This is a genomic window from Rhodovulum sp. MB263 (genome assembly GCF_002073975.1).
In the GTDB taxonomy this organism is placed as follows: domain Bacteria; phylum Pseudomonadota; class Alphaproteobacteria; order Rhodobacterales; family Rhodobacteraceae; genus Rhodovulum.
Window position 1 is genome coordinate 1,489,566 of the sequence record NZ_CP020384.1, and the last position, 18,709, is coordinate 1,508,274.

13 protein-coding genes and 1 other RNA gene are annotated in these 18,709 nt (G+C 68.1%); 7 read left to right on the forward strand and 7 right to left on the reverse strand.

Translation table 11 applies throughout. From position 1 onward, the window contains the following. Window positions 1-124 precede the first annotated feature (124 nt). Window positions 125-3,037 (forward strand): ribonuclease E/G, encoded by a 2,913-nt coding sequence (locus B5V46_RS07105; protein ID WP_080615952.1) that lies wholly within the window; start codon window positions 125-127, stop codon window positions 3,035-3,037. Window positions 3,038-3,093: 56 nt separating this feature from the next. Here B5V46_RS07105 and B5V46_RS07110 read toward each other — a convergent pair whose 3' ends face one another. Continuing rightward, entirely contained in the window at window positions 3,094-3,321 is a 228-nt protein-coding gene (locus B5V46_RS07110; protein ID WP_080615953.1) for a sulfurtransferase TusA family protein, read from the reverse strand. Between the two features lie 116 nt (window positions 3,322-3,437). Here B5V46_RS07110 and B5V46_RS07115 point away from each other — a divergent pair, with 116 nt between their 5' ends. From B5V46_RS07115 to ssrA, 5 genes are all read left to right on the forward strand, one after another. Continuing rightward, window positions 3,438-4,190 (forward strand): cytochrome c biogenesis CcdA family protein, encoded by a 753-nt coding sequence (locus B5V46_RS07115; protein ID WP_080615954.1) that lies wholly within the window; start codon window positions 3,438-3,440, stop codon window positions 4,188-4,190. Window positions 4,191-4,807: 617 nt separating this feature from the next. Continuing rightward, entirely contained in the window at window positions 4,808-5,764 is a 957-nt protein-coding gene (locus B5V46_RS07120; protein ID WP_080615955.1) for a sulfurtransferase, read from the forward strand. A gap of 52 nt (window positions 5,765-5,816) precedes the next feature. Next, the gene (locus B5V46_RS07125) at window positions 5,817-6,920 is read left to right on the forward strand and encodes a YeeE/YedE thiosulfate transporter family protein (RefSeq protein ID WP_080615956.1); all 1,104 of its coding nucleotides are present in this window, start codon (window positions 5,817-5,819) and stop codon (window positions 6,918-6,920) included. Beyond that, window positions 6,917-7,087 (forward strand): hypothetical protein, encoded by a 171-nt coding sequence (locus B5V46_RS20195; RefSeq protein ID WP_196774370.1) that lies wholly within the window; start codon window positions 6,917-6,919, stop codon window positions 7,085-7,087. Before B5V46_RS07125 ends, B5V46_RS20195 begins: the two co-directional genes overlap by 4 nt. A 13-nt stretch (window positions 7,088-7,100) precedes the next feature. Further along, window positions 7,101-7,452, forward strand: a transfer-messenger RNA (tmRNA) gene (gene ssrA / locus B5V46_RS07130). A 957-nt stretch (window positions 7,453-8,409) separates the two neighbouring features. Here the strand turns inward: ssrA and B5V46_RS07135 are convergent. From B5V46_RS07135 to B5V46_RS07145, 3 genes are read right to left on the reverse strand one after another with little or no spacing between them, the layout of a single operon-like run. Further along, window positions 8,410-11,775, reverse strand: coding sequence for an error-prone DNA polymerase (locus B5V46_RS07135; RefSeq protein WP_080615957.1), 3,366 nt, complete (start codon window positions 11,773-11,775; stop codon window positions 8,410-8,412). Further along, a complete protein-coding gene (locus tag B5V46_RS07140) occupies window positions 11,772-13,253 on the reverse strand; it encodes a DNA polymerase Y family protein (RefSeq protein ID WP_080615958.1) in 1,482 nt (493 codons plus the stop codon). The genes B5V46_RS07135 and B5V46_RS07140 overlap by 4 nt, the downstream gene beginning before the upstream one ends. Beyond that, on the reverse strand, window positions 13,168-13,776 hold the full coding sequence (locus B5V46_RS07145; protein WP_080615959.1) for an ImuA family protein: 609 nt from the start codon (window positions 13,774-13,776) through the stop codon (window positions 13,168-13,170). Before B5V46_RS07145 ends, B5V46_RS07140 begins: the two co-directional genes overlap by 86 nt. A gap of 370 nt (window positions 13,777-14,146) precedes the next feature. Here B5V46_RS07145 and B5V46_RS07150 point away from each other — a divergent pair, with 370 nt between their 5' ends. Next, complete coding sequence (locus B5V46_RS07150) at window positions 14,147-14,467, forward strand: multidrug efflux SMR transporter (protein ID WP_080615960.1); 321 nt, start codon at window positions 14,147-14,149, stop codon at window positions 14,465-14,467. A 915-nt stretch (window positions 14,468-15,382) separates the two neighbouring features. Here the strand turns inward: B5V46_RS07150 and B5V46_RS07155 are convergent. From B5V46_RS07155 to B5V46_RS07165, 3 genes are read right to left on the reverse strand one after another with little or no spacing between them, the layout of a single operon-like run. Then, window positions 15,383-17,416, reverse strand: coding sequence for an ASKHA domain-containing protein (locus B5V46_RS07155; protein WP_080615961.1), 2,034 nt, complete (start codon window positions 17,414-17,416; stop codon window positions 15,383-15,385). Window positions 17,417-17,470: 54 nt separating this feature from the next. Next, on the reverse strand, window positions 17,471-17,701 hold the full coding sequence (locus B5V46_RS07160) for an N-(5'-phosphoribosyl)anthranilate isomerase (RefSeq protein ID WP_080615962.1): 231 nt from the start codon (window positions 17,699-17,701) through the stop codon (window positions 17,471-17,473). A 54-nt stretch (window positions 17,702-17,755) separates the two neighbouring features. Then, complete coding sequence (locus tag B5V46_RS07165; RefSeq protein ID WP_080615963.1) at window positions 17,756-18,706, reverse strand: methyltetrahydrofolate cobalamin methyltransferase; 951 nt, start codon at window positions 18,704-18,706, stop codon at window positions 17,756-17,758. Window positions 18,707-18,709 lie beyond the last annotated feature (3 nt).

The window sequence follows — 18,709 nt, forward strand, 5'->3', positions numbered from 1 at the left end:
GACGCAGACGGCTTGACGCCGCCGCCCGGGCCTCGCTTGCACGCCTTGACGCCCCAACAAGTCACCCATCAAGCCATTCTGCCCCGCCGGGGCCGAGCGACTTGCCGTGGTGCAAAGAGATCCAATGGCAAAGAAGATGCTCATCGACGCCACCCACGCGGAGGAAACCCGCGTGGTCGTGGTGGACGGAAACAAGGTTGACGAGTTCGATTTCGAGACCGTCAACAAACGCCAGCTTGCTGGCAATATCTACCTAGCAAAGGTCACGCGGGTCGAGCCGTCCTTGCAGGCGGCCTTCGTCGATTATGGCGGCAACCGCCATGGTTTCCTCGCCTTCTCGGAAATCCATCCCGACTATTACCAGATCCCGGTCGCCGACCGCGAGGCGCTTCTGGCCGAGGAGCGTGCCCTGGCCGAAGAGATGGAGGACGATGAGGGCGAAAGCGACAAGCCCAAGCGTCGCAGCCGCTCGCGCCGGAAGCCGCGCGCGGACAAGCCCGCTTCTGCCGCGCCGGAGACTGCGTCCGGGGAAGACGGGGCCGGGGAAGACGGGACCGAGAGTGACGCCGGAGAGGCGGAGGACCGCGAACAGGATGCCGCGGCCGCCGCTGACGTTCCGGCCGCGGAAGACGAGAGCCGGCCGGCCGAAGCTGCTGCGGAAGCCGAGGCCGAGGATGCCGGCCCCGCCGGCGATTCCGAGGAGGATGAGGACGGGAAGGACAACGACCCGCCGCCCTCGGTCATGGCCATGGCCGCGCATAGCGACGATCCGGTCGAGAGCCGCGAGCCGAGCGGTGGCATTCCCGGCATGGATGTCGTCGACCTGGGCGATGACGAGGACGGCGAGGAGCCGGTCGAGGCGGAGGACACCGCCGAGACCCGCAAGTCCTCCTCGCGCCGCCGCCGTCGCAGCCCGCGCAGGAAGACCGACGAGGCCGATGACGCCCCGGCGTCCGTCTCTGATGAGGCCGAGGAAGACGGCCCCGAAGAGGTCCACCATGACGACCAGATCGAGTCGGTCGCCGAGGAGGACGTGCATGAAGAGATCCGCCCGCGCAAACCGCGTGCGCGTCGTTACAAGATCCAGGAAGTGGTCAAGGTCCGGCAGATCATGCTGGTCCAGGTCGTCAAGGAAGAGCGCGGCAACAAGGGCGCGGCGCTCACCACCTATCTTTCGCTGGCCGGGCGCTACTGCGTGCTCATGCCCAATACGGCGCGCGGCGGCGGTATCAGCCGCAAGATCACCAATGCGGTCGACCGCAAGAAGCTGAAGGAAATCGCCTCCGAGCTCGACGTGCCGGAAGGCGCGGGCCTGATCATCCGGACCGCGGGCGCCAAGCGCACCAAGTCCGAGATCCGGCGCGACTACGAATATCTGCAACGGCTCTGGGAACAGATCCGCGAACTGACGCTGAAATCCGTCGCGCCCGCCCCGATCTACGAGGAAGGCAATCTGATCAAGCGCTCGATCCGCGACCTCTACAGCCGCGAGATCGACGAGGTTCTGGTGGAAGGCGAGGGCGGTTACCGCCTGGCCAAGGACTTCATGAAGATGATCATGCCGTCCCATGCCAAGAACGTGAAGAATTACACCGATCCGATGCCGCTTTTCGCGCGCTATCAGGTCGAGAGCTATCTCAGCTCGATGTTCAATCCGGTGGTGCAGTTGAAATCCGGCGGCTACCTGGTGATCGGCGTGACCGAGGCGCTGGTGGCGATCGACGTGAACTCTGGCCGGGCCACCAAGGAAGGCTCGATCGAGGAAACCGCGCTGAAGACCAACCTCGAAGCCGCCGAGGAGGTGGCGCGCCAGCTGCGTCTGCGCGACCTCGCGGGTCTGATCGTGATCGACTTCATCGACATGGAAGAGCGCAAGAACAACGCTGCCGTCGAGAAGCGCATCAAGGACAAGCTCAAGACCGACCGCGCCCGGATCCAGGTCGGCCGGATCTCGGGCTTCGGTCTCCTGGAGATGTCGCGCCAGCGTCTGCGCCCGGGCATGATCGAGGCCACGACCCAGCCCTGTCCGCATTGCCACGGCACCGGGCTGATCCGCTCGGATGACAATCTGGCGCTGTCGATCCTGCGCCAGATCGAGGAAGAGGGGGTGCGCGGCCGCTCGCGCGAGGTGCTCTTGAAGGCGCCCATCGGCATCGTCAACTTCCTGATGAACCAGAAGCGCGAGCATGTGGCCCAGATCGAGGCCCGCTATGGCCTGTCCGTCCGGATCGAGGCCGATCCCTTCCTGATCTCGCCAGATTTCTCGATCGAGCGCTTCAAGACCGCCACCCGTGCGGTGCCCGAGGTCGTGACCCCGGTGGTCTCTCTCGACATGTCGGACATGCCCGACCCGGTCGAGGAGGAGGACGAGCACGAGGAAGAGACGCCGGTTGTCGCCGCGGCCCCCGTGCCCGCGCCCGAGGGCGAGGACAAGCCTGGCAAGAAGCGCCGTCGCCGCCGCCGGAAGAAGAAAACCCCGCAGGGCGGTGAGGATCAGGGCGTCGAGGCCGGTCAGGACGAGTCCGACGACGCGGATAGCGATGGCGATACCGACGCGGAGGCGCCCGAGGCGGTGACGGCAGAGGCCGCCAACGAGGCCGCTTCTGCTGAAGAAAAGCCCGCGGAAGAGAAACCCCGGCGCTCGCGCCGCAGCCGGTCGCGCGGTCGCAAGACCGAGCGTCCCGAAGCCGGGGCCGAAGCTCGGGCCGAGGAGGCTGTCGCGCCGAAAGCCGAGGAACCTGCAGCGGTCGAAGCCCAGGTTCCTGCAGAGGCGGCGTCCCCGGTAGAGGCCCCCGTGGTCGAAGAAGCCGCTGTGGAAGAAGCCGAGGCCTCGCCCGAAACGGTCGAACTGCCCGAAGCCGAACTGGCCGCGGAGGCGCCGGTCGCCGAGGCTGCTGTCGAGGCCGAGGAAAAGGCGGCCCCCGAGGCGGAGCCCACGCTGAGGCCTGAAACGCAGCCTGAACCGGAGCCCAAAACCGCCGAGGCGTCGAAAGACAGCGTGCCCAAGCGGCAGGGGTGGTGGTCGGTCGGCCGCTGAGCCGCGACCTTTCCGGAGCTGATGATCGAGGCCCGGTTCCCGAAAGGGGGCCGGGCCTATCCTTTCCGTATCAGATAGAGCGTTGCCGTGCCGGTCTCTTCGGTGCCGATCAGGTCGTGCCCGGCTTCGCGACAGAAATGCGGAATGTCGATCACCGCGACCGGGTCGTCGGCCCAGAGCCTCAGCAGATGGCCCGGGGCGAGCCCGTCCAGCGCCTTGCGCGCCCGCAGGACGGGCAGGGGGCATCTGAGCCCCCGCAGGTCGATCTCGATCTCGGCACCCATGCGACCGCGCTTAGGCCCGATGCGCCGACATGTCCACGGCTTTGTGAGAGGGCGGCCAGTGACGAATGGACCGGCTTCCGCTAGGACCGGACCAGAGGCCGACCGACGGAGGGGTGATGTTCGGAATAGAGCTGATCGATGCGGGGTTGCTGCCTGCCATGCTGGTGGCGCTGGCGGCGGGCCTTCTGAGCTTTCTCAGCCCCTGCGTCCTGCCGATCGTGCCGCCCTATCTGGCCTATATGGGCGGGATTTCGATGGGCGAACTGACCGGAGCGGGCGGCGTGCGCAGACGGGCGACGGTGGCCGCGCTTTTCTTCGTGCTGGGGTTGTCGACGGTCTTTCTGCTGCTGGGCTTCACCGCGTCGGCCTTCGGGGCCTTCTTTCTGCAGAACCAGACCCTGTTTGCGCGGATATCCGGGGCCGTGGTGGTCGTCTTCGGCCTGCATTTCCTGCATGTGATCCGGATCCCGCTGCTCGATCGCGAGGTCCGTGTCGATGCGGGCGACCGCGGCGGATCGGCGCTCGGGGCCTATCTTCTTGGGCTGGCCTTCGCCTTCGGCTGGACCCCCTGTATCGGGCCGCAGCTCGGCGCGATCCTGTCGCTGGCGGCATCCGAGGCCAGCCTCTCGCGCGGGACGGTGCTGCTGGCGGTCTATGCCGCCGGGCTTGGCATTCCTTTCCTGCTGGCCGCGCTCTTCATCCAGCGGGCGATGGGGATCATGACCCGTCTCAAGCGGCATATGGCGCTGATCGAGAGGGCCATGGGGGTGCTGCTGCTCGCGGTCGGGCTTGCGCTTCTGACCGGTGCCTTCAGCAGTTTCAGCTACTGGCTGCTTGAGACATTTCCGGGTCTGGCGCGTCTCGGCTGAGGGAGATTTATATATTTGCCAAATGGTTGCTCTGTGAAGCTCGCCTGGAATCTGCGCACGATGCCCAGCCTTGTATCCAGCGCGCGCAGGGCAGGCACTGGTCGGCAGATGGCGACGCGCTCCGGCGGGGGCGGAGATAAGCCGCAGCACTGTCGCGATCATTCCGCGCCGCAAGAAGGCCGGGCTCTGAAAAACCCGAGATGACGGGAGCGATCGTATGACACAACGCCCCGCACGCATAGCGTCAAGCCGTCGCGTCGATGTCTCGCGACGCGCGGCTTTGACCGTCAGTTCGCGGAATGGCCTGTTTCGCGTCACGAAAGCCGTGGGATGAGCCCGTCCGTCGAAAAGGGGGGGCACCGGACGGTTTTGCAGCAGCGTCGCGAAAGTCACGTCCCTGCTTTCTTCTCTCTTTATACTGGTTTTCTTTTATGCAAAACGGAATGCCCCTGTCGTTCCGGAAAGCGCCCACAACCCGAAACGCGTGAATGCCAGAGGCGGGCGCACAACGAACAGGCGATCTTCACAATGAATCCTCTTGGGGTTAACGTGACATTGCGGCCTTGCGTCGCGCGGCGTGCGGCCACAGCTTGGGGCCGGAATCAAGAGGTGACACGATGACGAGACATGCCCCGAGCGCAGCCCTTGCCCTTGCCCTGCTGGCCGGACCGGCGCTTTCGGCACCGGGCTTCGGGCCCCTGATCGACCCTCAGGATCTGGCCGCATCGCTTGACGCCCCCGCACCGCTCGTTCTCGACATCCGCAGCGGTCCCGACGGCGCCGCGCCGGTCTTCGAGGCGGGACATGTTCCGGGCGCGCGCTCTGCGCCTTACGGACTGTTCCGTGGCCCGGCCGAGAACCCGGGGCAGCTGGTCTCGGAGGACCGGCTGACCGAGGTGCTGCGCAGCCTTGGCGTCACCCGCGACCGGCCGACGGTGATCGTGCATCAGGGCCGCGATGCCTCGGATTTCGGTGCCGCCGCGCGGGTCTACTGGACGCTGAAATCGAGCGGGGTCAGCGCGCTTGCGATCCTGAATGGCGGCATGGCGGGCTGGAGCGCGGCCAGGCTTCCGGTCGAGACCGGCCCGGCCCTTGGCCATGCGCCCAGCGATATCGAGGTCAGCTTCAGCCATGAATGGCTGGCCACGACCGAGGATGTCGAGGCCATCGTCGCGGGCAAGGCCGAGGGGGCCCTGATCGACGCCCGGCCCGAAGCATTCTGGGCGGGCAATGCCAAGCATCCGGCCGCGTTCCGGCCCGGCACGCTGCCGCAATCGCGTCCGCTGCCCCATTCAAGCTGGTTCGAGGCCGACGCCCCCGCCCGGATCGCGCCCGAGGCGGCCGCCGGGCTGGCCGCCGCCAATGGCCTCGGCGCTGGCGATGCGCCGGTATCCTTCTGCAACACCGGCCATTGGGCCGCCACCAACTGGTTCGCCCTCAGCGAGCTGGCGGGGATCGAGGGGGTCAGGCTTTACCCTGAATCGATGGTCGGCTGGACCCGCTCGGGCCATGAGGCGGCGAATGTTCCCGGTCCGCTTCGCAATCTCTGGAACCGTGTGAGCGGACGCTACTGATTTCATTGACCCAAGTGAATTGACAAGCCCCATGACATATCGCAGCCAGGCAATGCCCCTTTCCTCCCGTCTTCTCCCCCGTACCGCCGGTCTTGGCCTTCTTGCCCTTGCGGTGCTGGCCGTGGCCGCCATGGCCGGGCCGCGCTCGGGCGCGCTGCTGGCCATCGGGCTTGGCTTCGGCCTCGTGCTGGAAGGGCTGCGCTTCGGCTTCACCGGCCCCTGGCGGCGGATGATCCTGCAGCGCGACGCATCGGGACTGGTGGCGCAGATGGTTTGCCTTGCGCTGGTGGCGGCGGCAGCCTTTCCGATGCTGGCCAACCATCCGGGCGAGCTTCTGGGGGCCCATGCGCCGGTCGGCTTCGCCATGCTCGGCGGCGCCTTCGTCTTCGGCGCCTGCATGCAGATCGTGCTGGGCTGCGGCTCGGGCACGCTGGTCAATGCGGGCTCGGGCAATCTGGTCGCCGTGGTCGCCTTGCCCTTCTTCTGTCTCGGCAGCTTCTTCGGGGCCTATCATCTGCTCTGGTGGACCGGGCTTGGCGCGCTGCCGGTCGCTGTGCTGGCAGGCAGTGACGGGCTGGCGCTGACACTGGTGCTGCTGGCCTCGGTCGCGGGGCTGGCGCTGGCGCTGGCCGATCCGGAAAAGCGCGCGATCCCGGGGCGCTACTGGGTGGCGGCGATCCTTCTGGCGGGGCTTGCGATCCTGCATCTGGCGGTGGCGGGGCAGCCCTGGGGCGTGGTCTACGGCCTCGGGCTCTGGGTCGCGAAGGGCGCGAGCGCGCTTGGCGCCGATCTCTCGGGCTCGGCCTTCTGGACCGCACCCGGCAATGTCGAGCGGGTCCGGGAGAGCGTGCTGACCGATGTGACCTCGCTGACCGATCTGGGGCTGATCGCGGGCGCGGCGCTGGCCGCGTTCTGGCGCGACGGGCTTTCGGGGCGGATCGCCGATCACCCGGCCCGGGCCTGGGTCGCGGTGGTGATCGCGGGCTTTCTGCTGGGCTATTCCTCGCGGCTGGCCTTCGGCTGCAATATCGGAGCCTTCTTCTCGGGCATCTCGACCGGCAGCCTGCATGGCTGGGCCTGGTTCGCCGCCGCCTTCACCGGATCCTGGTACGGCATCAAGCTCCGGCCCTGGCTGGGGCTCGAGGGGCGGTCATGACCCGGCGCCCGGTGGTTCTGAGCCTCCTGGCGGCGGTTGCGGGGTTTCTGGCCTTCGATCTCGCACGCTCGGCCCCGCTCGATCCCTATCTCTCGCCGCCGCTTTTCGCGCTGGGGTCTGGCCAGGCGGCGGGCGGTGCCCATTGCGCGGCCCTTCCCAGCCGCTGAACGAGTCCGATGCCCCCTTGAACCGGCGCAGCACCCGGCCTATCTTCAGCCTGTCTCGCAAGGGACTATGGCGATAAACGCGCCCGTAATAAGCGGATCGGACCCGGGGGCGGTACCCGGCGGCTCCACCAAATATCCCACATTGGCGGGATCATGGGGCCGAAACAGGATCGACGGACGTCTAAAGGGGTTAGCTTTTGCCCGGTGAGCTACCACCGTTATCGGTGCAAGCATGATAGTTGCCAATGACAACCGTGCTCCGGTGGCGCTGGCTGCGTAAGCAGTCCGCAAAACCAAATCTTAAGCCCTTGCGTCTAGCAACGTAAGGCGGGGTTCGCAGGCACCTGGCAACAGAAGCCTGCACTTCCCCCCGTGCTTCCCCTTTTTAGGTGGGTTCTCTGAGAGGTTTCGGTCCTTCCGTTCCTTTTTCAAACGCCGACCATCTTGTCCTCATCGCGCATCGTCAGGCGCGCTCGGTAGCACCTGAGCGCTGGTCGTCCTGCCCGATTGCTGATGGTCGTATTCGCCCGTCCCGGCAGACATCCCCGAAATGCTTCCCGAAACCCGGATGCCCCGTCGGCTCTGTCCCATAACCGGGCCTTGGCGACGGGAGGAGACGGCCGGCAGGAAAACCCTTCCAGCCCTCTGGCGTTGCCGGTCGCCGCGGCACCTGTTTCCCGGCCTTCCGAACATGATCTCGATCCGGGTGCGGCCTCTGTTGCGGCGCTTTTCCCATCCGATGGTTATGCCGCAGGACGTTCGATTTCGAGGGATTGTCATTTTTTCAATGGTTTGCGGAGCCGATTGGCACCGTCGGCGCGGTTGGCAAGCCGCCGATCCCTTCCAGACAGACAGCCGGCACTGCAGAGCGGTCGCGCAACCCGGCCCGCCTGCAAGCGCGGAGGTCCATGGCGAATGGCATCACCTCTCGGGAAAACAGCGCCGGAAGACCGCGCCCTGCCGTTTCGGCTGCAGGCGCGCGTGAATTCAGGGCGTTCGCCTGCTCAGGCCGGTCGTGATCGCCTTCCGCTCGGCTGCCTGACCATTGGGGGCTCCGGCGAAGATATCCCTCTCGTTCCTGCGCTGCCATCGGGTCGGGAGGGGCGTCGGCCGCCCATCTGCGGACGGTGCATCGCGCCATCGCCAGCCCTTGCGATCTGTGAGGGCGTCCCGAGCGATAGGCGCCGGCCATCGCCCCCGGCCTGGTATCGCCCTTGAGAAGGCAGGGCTGAGGCCGCGCCATCCGTGCGTCGCCCCATTTCAATTCGGGCGCGCCACGCATGTCGACAAGGGAATTGCGCGCCGGTCGATGCGGCCAGAGGCTAATGGAAATCCCGGCTGGGAAACAGCCGCTTGGCCTGCTCGCGAGGATGCCGGGCGGCAGTGGCAGGGCGCGGCGGGCGGGGGGCATCGTCGGCGCATGGCTGGGGGGCGGCGATGGTTCCGGCAAGCGGATGGTTGAGATCGGACAGGCGGCCGGAGAGGTCCTCGACCCGCTCTGCGATCAGGTGAACGACGAGGCCGTCGCGTTGCAGCCGTCCCGTCACCCGCAGCAGCCGCCCGCCCATCACCGCGCGCCGGAACCGCTCGAACACCTTCGGCCAGACCACCACATTGGCTACGCCGGTCTCGTCTTCCAGGGACAGGAAGATCACCCCCGAGGCGGTGCCGGGGCGCTGCCGGGTGATGACCAGGCCGCAGACGGAGGTGGGCCGCAAGGGCGCTTCGGCCAGCCGGTCATGGGGGGTGAGGCCGGACAGGGCAGGGCGCAGCAGCTCCATCGGATGGGCGCGGAGCGACAGGCGCAGCGAGACATAATCCTCGACCACCTGTTCGCCCAGATGCATGGCCGGCAGCGCCACGTCCGGTTCGTGGATCGCCTCGCCATCGATCGGATCGTCGAAGAGCGGCAGCGGTGCCTGTGCCCGGATCGCCCGGATCTGCCACAGCGCCTCGCGGCGGGAAAATCCGATCCCGGCAAAGGCGTCGGCCTCGGCCAGGCGTTCCAGCATGGCGGGCGCGACGCCCGCGCGACGCCAGACCGTCCCGGGGTCGCGATAGCCGTTGCCGCGGGCGGCGACGATCCAGTCGGCCTCGTCCCGCCGGACGCCCTTGATCTGACGAAACCCCAGCCGCAGCGCCAGCGCCCCGTCGGCGCGCCGCTCGAGGCTGTTGTCCCAGGTGCTGTGGTTGATGCACACCGGCCGGACCTCGACCCCATGCTCGCGGACATCGCGCACGATCTGGGCGGGGGCGTAGAACCCCATCGGCTGGGCATTCAGCAGTGCGCAGGCAAAGACCGCCGGGCGGTGGCATTTCAGCCAGGCCGAGACATAGACCAGCAGCGCGAAGGCCGCGGCATGGCTTTCGGGAAAGCCGTAATCGGCGAAGCCCTCGATCTGGCCGAAACAGCGTTCGGCCACCTCGGGGCCGTAGCCGTTGGCCAGCATGCCCGCCACGAACTTGTCGCGGAACTGGCCGATGGTGCCCATGCGCCGGAACGAGGCGATGGAGCGGCGCAGCCGGTCCGCCTCCTCGGCGGTGAAGTCCGCGCCCACCACCGCGATCTGCATCGCCTGTTCCTGAAAGAGCGGCACGCCGAGGGTGCGACGGGTGACCTCTTCCAGCGCCGGGCCGAAGGCCTCGGGCGCCTCCAGCCCCTGGCGGCGGCGGATATAGGGCTGCACCATGCCGCCCTGGATCGGGCCGGGGCGGACGATGGCGACCTCGATGACCAGATCGTAGAAGGTGGCGGGCTTCATCCGCGGCAGGAAGTTCATCTGCGCCCGGCTTTCCACCTGGAACACCCCCACCGCATCGGCCCGCTGCAGCATCCGGTAGGTGGCCGCGTCCTCCTGGGGCACGGTGTTGAGGCTCAGGACCCGGTCCTCGTGGCGCTCGATCAGATCGAAGGCCTTGCGGATGCAGCTGAGCATCCCCAGCGCCAGGATATCGACCTTGAGAATGCCCAGCGTGTCGATGTCGTCCTTGTCCCATTCGATGACGGTGCGGTCCTCCATCGCCGCGTTCTCGATCGGGCAGAGCTCGTCCAGCCGCCCGCGGGTGATGACGAAGCCGCCGACATGCTGGGACAGATGCCGGGGAAAGCTGATGATCTCGCCGATCAGGTGCAGCGTCTGGGCCAGCCGCCGGTCGGCCGGATCGAGCCCCAGCTCGCGGATCCGGTCCGGATCGGGGCCCTTGCCCGAGATGCCCCAGACCTGGCCCGACAGGGCGGCGGTGACATCCTGCGACAGGCCCATGACCTTGCCCACCTCGCGGATCGCGGCGCGGGTGCGGAAATGGATCACCGTGGCGCAGAGCCCGGCCCGGTCGCGGCCGTATTTCGCATAGATATGCTGGATGACCTCCTCGCGGCGCTCATGCTCGAAATCGACGTCGATATCGGGCGGCTCGCCCCGGTATTTCGACAGGAAGCGTTCGAAGACCATGGCGATCCGGTCGGGCGGGACATCGGTGATCCCGAGCGCCCAGCACAGGATCGAATTGGCCGCCGAGCCGCGCCCCTGGCACAGGATGCCGATCGAGCGGGCATGGGTGACGATGTCATGCACCGTCAGGAAGTAGGCGGCGAAGCCCAGCTCGCCCACCACCCGCAGCTCTTTCTCGGCCAGCGCCTGATAATGCTCGGGAATGCCCTCGGGACAGCGGCGGGCCAGACCTTCGCGCGCCAGCCGGTCCAGCCGTGCCTGCGGGGCCTCGTCCCCGGCGGCCTCGTCGGGATATTCATAGGCAAGCTCGTCGAGATCGAAGCAGCAGCGCGCCGCGATCTCGAGGCTGCGGCGGAGCGCGGCGGGATGGTCGCGGAACACACGCGCCATGTCGGCGGCGCCCTTCAGCCGGCGCTCGGCATTGGGCAGCGCCCGGGTGCCGATCCGGTCGATGGTGATCTTCTCGCGCAGGCAGGTCAGCACATCGGCCAGCCGCCGCCGGTTGGCGCGGTGCATCAGCACGTCGCCCACCGCCACCATCGGCGCGGCGGCCCGCAGCGCAAGCCGGGCGCAGGCCGCCAGATGGGCCTGGTCGGTCCCGTCATAGCGCGGTGCCGCGCCCAGGAAGACACGGCCGGGATGGCGGCGCTGCATCTCGCGGACCGGCTCGGCGCAGGTCTCGGGATCGGCCTGCGGCAGCGCGATCAGGATCAGGCCCTGCGCCGCCTCTGTCAGGTCCTGCCGGTCGAGATGGCAGCCGCCCTTTTCGGCCCGGCGCTTGCCCAGGGTCAGAAGACGGCTCAGCCGCTGATAGGCGTCGCGGTCGGTGGGCAGCGCGATCCAGTCGACGGGGCTGTCGCGCAGCACCAGGCGACAGCCCACGATCAGCCGGGGCAGTGGCAGCGGCAGGGTAGGCGTTTCGGGGCGGGCGAGATCCTGCGGATCGCCGAGCGCCTGCCGCGAACAGGTGTCGATGCGGTGCTGCGAGCGGATGCGCACCGTCTCGATCTGCTCGCGCCGCATCTCCTTCAGCGCGGCATGGGCGCGCACGACGCCCGCCAGCGAGTTGCGGTCGGTGATCGCGATGGCGGCAAGCCCCAGCTCGGCGGCGCGCAGCACCAGTTCCTCGGGATGCGAGGCGCCGGTCAGGAAGGTGAAATTCGTCGTCACGCAGAGTTCGGCATAGCCCGCGGTGCCCGGGGCATTGGGCAGCGGGTCTCGGGGCTCTCCGCTCATGCGAATTCTCCCTGCACGAACCAGCCCGGCGCCTGCGGCGTATGGAACAGCCACAGCCGCCGCCCCTGCCGGGTCTCGACCCGCCAATAGTCGCGGACGCCCGAACGCCAGTTATCATCCTCCAGCCACCATTCCGGCGCGATGCGTTCGGGCCCGGTGGCACGCGCCGTGTTCAGCGCCATGCGCCGCCAGCGGAACCGCCCCGGCGGTTGCGGCCCGGTCCCGGCGATGGGCTCGGGCGGAAACAGCCGCAGCGTGCGCGGATGCGGGACGATCCAGGCCCCGCCCGGCTCGGACCAGGCGGCGGGTGCGATCAGGAAGCTGCGCTCGGGGATATGGCTGTCGGCGGGGAGGAAGCGGCGGATGTTCTCCAGCCCGATCCGGGTTCCGATCCGGGTGATCAGGTCATCCAGCCCATCCGTCCGGTCACCGCCGTGAAAACCGGTCTGGCAAGGCGGCAACGGTTCCACCTGCACCGCTTCGAGCCGCAGCCGGTCGATGCCCCAGCCCGCCTCGACGCCCGCGACGCCGCGCTCGAACAGAGGCAAAATGCGCGCGGGTTCGCGCAGGGGGCGGGCCAGGCGCAGTTCGATCTGCCGGCTGTCCCCGTCGACGCGGTTCAGTGTCAGGCACAGCACGCGCGCGCCATGCTGCCGGTCTTTCAGCCGGGCGCAAAGCGCCTCGAGCAGCCGTCCGGTCCCGGCCATGACATCGCTGACCAGCCCGATCGGCTCCGGCAGGCTCAGGCGCAAGGCGTAATGCGGCGGCTCGGCCTCGGGCGCGATCGCCTCGGGCTCGGCCCCAAGCGCCTGGTCCAGCCGCTTCAGCAGATCGGGGCCGAAGCGGCGGGCCAGCGGCGCGCGCGGCCGCGCCGCCAGGTCGGCCACCGTGCGCAGCCCCAGCCGCTCCAGCGCGGCGACGGTCTCCTCCTCCAGACGCAGCGCCCGGACCGGCAGATGGCCCAGGGCCTGCAGCGGGTCCGCGCCGGGCGCGGCCACGCCCTCGCCATGGCGGGCCAGGGCCCAGGCCGCGCCGCGGGTCGCGGCCAGTCCCAGCCGCGCGGCAATCCCGGCCCGGATCAGCCGGGCGCGGATGTCGGCGAGCATCTCGGCCTCGCCGCCGAAAAGATGCGCCGAGCCGGTGATGTCGAGGACCAGCCCATCCTGGCCCTCGGTCCCCGCCCAGGGACAGTAGCGCGTGGCCCAGCGGCAGAGCGCGCGAAGAAACCGCGCATCGGCGGCCGGATCGGCCGGACGGCTGAGAAGATCGGGGCAGAGCGCACGGGCATCGGCCAGGGCCATGCCGCGATGCAGGCCACGGGAGTCGGCCGCGAGGTTCAGGCAATGGATCCGCTCGCTCCCGGCGCGGGTCACGCTCAGCGCGAAAGGGGCCTCAACCGGGCGCAGCCTCAGGGCCCGGTCGCTCGCCAGCCGGGGAAACCAGATCGAGACGATGCGTCTGTGCATCCCATCGAACATGCCAGTCCCCAACTGTTCCCGATTTGTTCTTTATAAGGGACCAGCGCTGCAGAGTCGAGCCGGCCGGATCGAAGACCGCATCGAAAACGGGAGTGCAGTGCCAGCGGGTCTCGGCCGCGTTGCTGCCCGCGCCCCCGCTTTCGATGCGGTCGGCGATGATCGACAGCGCGGTGGCGTTGCCGTCCCGCGCCGCAAGCTGCAGCCGCCGCCCCGCTGTCAGCCCCAGGGCCTTGGTCAGCTCCGTCACCACCAGCGGCACCGCGCCCGAGCGCAGGGCCTCTTCGGTCACGGCCAGCGCCTCGGCCTGGTCGCGGGGCTCGGCCAGCAGGAGGCGTCCGGGGTCGATCATGGCGGCTACCCCGGCAGGGTTGATCCGCTCGGTCTGCCAGCTTTCGGCGACCCAGAGCAGCGGCCCTCCGATCCGGGCAGCCTGGGCCAGGGCGAAGAAGACCGCGCCCGGGCCGCAGACCTCATGGGCGCGACCGCGGCGCAGCGACGGGAAGGGCATGGAACCGGTCTGCATGGCAGATGACAATATCGGGCAACATCCCGTGCCGGACAAGGCGATGCGATGCCAGGGCCCTGTATCGACCGGCAGGGCGGCGAAGGGCATCGGTCCCGGACGCGCTCAGGGCGCCGGACATCGGCCATGGGGACAAGGGGCATCTGCCGCATGCCGCGTTTTCCGAGGGCAATCGCCAGCGGGCCTGCCCGGCCCGTTGCTCCTGTGCCCGGACGCATGTCGCGTTGCTGTCGCCGGGGCGCAGCCTCCCCATGACGGTCGTGTCGGGCCTCTGGTTGCCAAGCTCTTGGAGAGGTTCTAATTGTTCGTCCGAGGACGGCCTCACCATTCCGGTCATCATGCGGGACGGCCCGGTGGAAGGAGATCGCGCATGGCCTGGATCTGTCTTTTTGCGGCCGGTATCCTGGAGATCGTCTGGGCATTCTCGATGAAGAAGTCCGCCGGTTTCACGCTTGTCACCCCGACAATCATCACCCTCATCACGATGCTCGCCAGCTTCGGGCTGTTATCCGTGGCGATGAAGTCGCTTCCGCTCGGCACGGCCTACACGATCTGGACGGGGATCGGTGCCGTTGGCGCATTCGTCGTCGGGATCGTCGTTCTGGGAGAGGCGATCACGCCGGCCCGGATCATTGCGGCGCTTCTCATCATCAGCGGCATCATCATGATGAAGCTGGCCAGCGCCGACTAGACCGCCGCCGAAAGGAACGGCCTCCGGATGCCCAAAAGGTCGGGTCTTCCACGGTCGGGGCGGCAATCTGAGGCGTCCAGACAGGCCAGTCGCTGGGTCATGGACAGTCCTTGGTGGGAGGAGCTTTGACAATTGCCATGGATTGCGTTCTCGGCGCGTCGCGCCGCTATCGGCCGGGCTGACAGCCGAGCATGGCGATCGGGGCGCAAGGATCATCTTCCGATCAAGATCGCGGCTCCGGCATCCGGGCGGAGGCGTGCATTCCCGGTCAGGGCGGCGGCCGTCGGGTCTTCCCGGACCTTGCCGGACCTGCCGGAGCAGAGCCCGGAAGGCGAAGATATTGCGACCGGCGACAGAGCCTGTGACCTGCGATGCGGTCCCTTAGGGCCGTCCTGCGGTGCGGGGGTGTCATGCTCCCGGGAGCGCTCCCCCCGATCGGCCGGGAAACGGCCCCGGAGGTGGCCCGGGCAAAGCCCCCCCGACCATGCCCGGGCAAATGCTCTGCCTGGCCCATATCCGTCCCGGGCAGAGCGTGCCTCGGGGGCGGGCGCGGTTCAGGTCGCCGAATGCCAGCGCAATTCCCCCTCCCGTTCATCTCCCGGAGAGTGCAGGGGCGCGCGTGGAATCATGCCGAGATCCCCGGGCGCCACCGGCGATGTGGTGCACCTCTGCGCTCATCGTGAAAACGGTTGTCCGGCACCGGCGCGGTCCTGCGTATCCGCCTTGTCGGACATCCCGCGGAGAAGACGGCCCCGGCCGGTCGAAAGCGCCGGAGGCGCAAATGCAAAGCCTCTGTTGTGCAGCCGTCCTCCCGATCATGATCTCGCGTCCCGCCTTGTGGCCGGGAGGAAGGATGCGCAAGCGGGCCGTCCGGTTGGAAGCCCGGTCCAGACCCGGCAGATCACCCGATTGCGATCAGCGCGAGCGACGTCTGCGCCGGCTTCCGCCGCCATCGGCATTGAAGACGACATCTGGCAGATCCAGCCGGCGGGCGAGTTCCGGGAACGGATCCGAGGCATGGGGCAGGGCATTCGCGGCCACGAAATGCTCCTGGAACCTGGGCTCGGTCGCGGTCTCGACCTTTTCGATCCTGCGCACGATCTCTTCGATCCTGCGCCGTGCGGCGATCGAACAAAGCGCAATCCGCGCACCGGTCCCGGCGGCATTTCCCGCGGACCGAACCCGATCCAGGGGGACGTCGGGGACCATGCCCAGCACCATGGCGTGCAGCGGGCTGATATGGGCACCGAAGGCCCCGGCCAGAACCACCCGCGCGACCCGGTCGACGCCGCGGCGGTCCATCAGCAGCCGCGCGCCAGCGTAAAGCGCTGCTTTCGCAAGCTGAATCGCCCGGATATCGGTTTGGGTCACGGCAATGACGGGCCCGCCGGCAGAGGAGCCGTCATGCAGCAGATAGGACTGGGTGCGGCCCTCGGGGCGGCAGCGCCCGGAACCGGTCTGGGCGGCCGAGCCGATCAGGCCCGACCTGTCGACAAGCCCTGCCAGCCGCATTTCGGCCACCGCCTCGATGATGCCGGAACCGCAGATGCCGGTGATGCCGGCCGGGCCGACGGTTTCGGCGAAATCCGGGGCGTCGGACCACAGCTCGCAACCGATCACCTTGAAGCGGGGCTCTTTCGTGGCGGGGTCGATCCGGATCCGTTCGATGGCCCCGGGGGCAGCGCGTTGACCCGCGCTGATCTGTGCGCCCTCGAAGGCGGGGCCGGTCGGCGAGGAGCAGGCCAGCACGCCGTTCCGGTCGCCGAGCAGGATCTCGGCATTGGTGCCGACATCGACGATGAGGGTCAGCTCGTCCGCCTCTTCGGGGGCTTCGCTCAGCGCCACGGCGGCCGCATCCGCCCCGACATGCCCCGCAATCAGAGGCAGCAGATAGGCGCGGGCCTCCGGATTGATCGCGCCGATCCCCAGATCGCGGGCCGCAAGCGACAGCGCGCCCGAGGTCGCCAGCGCAAAGGGCGCCTGTCCCAGCTCGACCGGATCGAGCCCCAGCGCAAGGTGGTGCATCACCGGATTGCCGACCAGGACCGTCTCGACGATTTGCCGGGACGAAATTCCGGCTTCGATCACGATCTCGCCGGCAATCCGGTCGAGCCCGGACTGCAGGGCGGCCGTCATCTCGGCGGCCCCCCCGGGGCTCAGCATTGCATGCGACACCCGGCTCATCAGGTCTTCGCCGAAGCGTATCTGCGGGTTCATCCGGCCCGAGGAGGCGAGGACGGTACCGGTCGAGAGATCGGTCAGATGCGCGGCGATGGTGGTCGACCCGATATCGATCGCCAGCCCGTAGAGCGGCCCTTCGAAGAAGCCGGGCCAGATGTCGAGAATTTCGAGCCCGTCCGGAGCGCGATGCAGCGCGACGGTCACCTGCCAGTCGCCATGACGCAGTGTCGACTGAAGCCGGGCCAGAACCGACAACGGACAGCGTGCGGGGCCGATGTCCCATTGCGCGGCCAGGGCCGAATTCAGCCGTTCCAGATCACCACTGGGCGCTTGCAGGTCGGGCTTGGCCACCTCGACAAGGCACAGCCGCGTGGCCGGGTCCATCTCGATCGCGCGGAGCTCGGCCGCCTTGCGCACGACCTGGCGGTGGATCTGGCTTTCCGGAGGCACGTCGATCACGGCATCGGCGAGGATGCGCGCCTGACAGCCCAGGCGGCGGGTGGGGGGCAGGCCGCGTTTCTCGTCATAGCGCTGCTCGACGGCATTTTTCGGGGAGAGGGCCTGCTCGGTGACGGTTATCCCGTGCTTGGGGAAGGTGCCGGTCCCGAGCGCGATCTGGCATTTCGAGCAGATGCCGCGCCCGCCGCAGACGCTGTCGAGATCGACGCCGAGGCGTCGCGCGGCATCGATAACCGAGGTCCCGGAAGGTACCCGGCCACGCCGACCGGAGGGCGTGAAGACGACGAGGGGAGGATCATCACGGTTCATGCGGGCCTCGATTTTTCGTCGAAAAATCGTTGCCATTCTTCGATGAAGAATGGCTTAGCAGATGACACGCAGACCATGGGGATTGCAGATGACGATGAGCTGCCCGCCGCATTCGACCATGTGAAAGCCGCGCCTGCGGACTTCTGCCACGAAGCGTTCCATGCCGATCTCTCGTTCGACCCAGTGGCGCGACCGCCGGACCACGCCGCCCTTCGCCACCGCCTGGGCCGAGAAGACCAGAGCGATCCAGCTGTCGGGCGGTGTGGGGCGCGAGACGAATTCCATGCCCGCAATTCTGACGGTTTCATGGTTAAGAACATCTTACCGCAATCCGTTCGATCAGCCGCGTCGCCGTCGCCGGCCGCTGCCCGCCGCCGCAACCGCATGTGATGCCTCGGCGAAGCTCGCTCCGGCCGCGACACCGTCGAGCACCCGAGAGAAGCGGATCCACTCTCCTCCATTGGCGTCATGGTTCATCAGCAGGTTGGCGGCGCGGACCGCTTCCATCTCGACCGGACGGACCGGGTTCATGATCGCCGAGGTCATGCCGGCCCCGATCGCCATCGGCAGGAAGGCCGCGTTCACGCCATGGCGCTGGGGCAGTCCGAAGGAAATGTTCGACGCGCCGCAGGTGGTATTCACGCCCAGCTCCTCGCGCAGCCGCCGCACCAGCGCAAAGACCTGTCGCCCGGCGCTGGCCATCGCCCCTACCGGCATCACCAGCGGATCGACCACGATATCGCAGGACGGGATGCCGAAATCGGCCGCGCGCTCGACGATCTTCTTTGCCACGGCAAAGCGGATATCCGGATCTTCGGAAATCCCGGTATCGTCATTCGAGATCGCGACCACCGGCACATTGTATTTGCGAACCAAGGGCAGCACCCGCTGGAGCCGCTCTTCCTCGCCGGTCACCGAATTCAGCAGCGGCCGACCTTCAGCTGCGGCAAGCCCCGCTTCGAGCGCCGCGGGAACCGAAGAGTCGATACAGAGCGGCGCATCGACCAGACCCTGCACCAGATCGATCATCCGGCGCATCAGCGGCGGTTCGGTCTGGTTCGGATCGGGGTTCGAATTGTAGACGACGCCCGCATTCACATCGAGCACCATCGCCCCGCAGGCCACCTGCTCCAGGGCGTCCCTCTCGACGGTCGAGAAATCGCCGGCCTCCAGTTCGGCCGCCAGTTTCTTGCGGCCGGTCGGGTTGATGCGTTCGCCGATCACGCAGAAGGGCTCGTCGAAGCCGATGGTGACGGTGCGGGTCTTCGACTCGAGAACGGTACGGGTCATGGC

Bases quoted from the DNA above. Each gene is read 5' to 3' on its own strand.
- B5V46_RS07105 (WP_080615952.1), top strand. From the start codon at position 125: ATGGCAAAGAAGATGCTCATCGACGCCACCCACGCGGAGGAAACCCGC.
- B5V46_RS07110 (WP_080615953.1), bottom strand. From the start codon at position 3,321: ATGGGTGCCGAGATCGAGATCGACCTGCGGGGGCTCAGATGCCCCCTG.
- B5V46_RS07115 (WP_080615954.1), top strand. From the start codon at position 3,438: ATGTTCGGAATAGAGCTGATCGATGCGGGGTTGCTGCCTGCCATGCTG.
- B5V46_RS07120 (WP_080615955.1), top strand. From the start codon at position 4,808: ATGACGAGACATGCCCCGAGCGCAGCCCTTGCCCTTGCCCTGCTGGCC.
- B5V46_RS07125 (WP_080615956.1), top strand. From the start codon at position 5,817: ATGCCCCTTTCCTCCCGTCTTCTCCCCCGTACCGCCGGTCTTGGCCTT.
- B5V46_RS20195 (WP_196774370.1), top strand. From the start codon at position 6,917: ATGACCCGGCGCCCGGTGGTTCTGAGCCTCCTGGCGGCGGTTGCGGGG.
- B5V46_RS07135 (WP_080615957.1), bottom strand. From the start codon at position 11,775: ATGAGCGGAGAGCCCCGAGACCCGCTGCCCAATGCCCCGGGCACCGCG.
- B5V46_RS07140 (WP_080615958.1), bottom strand. From the start codon at position 13,253: ATGTTCGATGGGATGCACAGACGCATCGTCTCGATCTGGTTTCCCCGG.
- B5V46_RS07145 (WP_080615959.1), bottom strand. From the start codon at position 13,776: ATGCAGACCGGTTCCATGCCCTTCCCGTCGCTGCGCCGCGGTCGCGCC.
- B5V46_RS07150 (WP_080615960.1), top strand. From the start codon at position 14,147: ATGGCCTGGATCTGTCTTTTTGCGGCCGGTATCCTGGAGATCGTCTGG.
- B5V46_RS07155 (WP_080615961.1), bottom strand. From the start codon at position 17,416: ATGAACCGTGATGATCCTCCCCTCGTCGTCTTCACGCCCTCCGGTCGG.
- B5V46_RS07160 (WP_080615962.1), bottom strand. From the start codon at position 17,701: ATGGAATTCGTCTCGCGCCCCACACCGCCCGACAGCTGGATCGCTCTG.
- B5V46_RS07165 (WP_080615963.1), bottom strand. From the start codon at position 18,706: ATGACCCGTACCGTTCTCGAGTCGAAGACCCGCACCGTCACCATCGGC.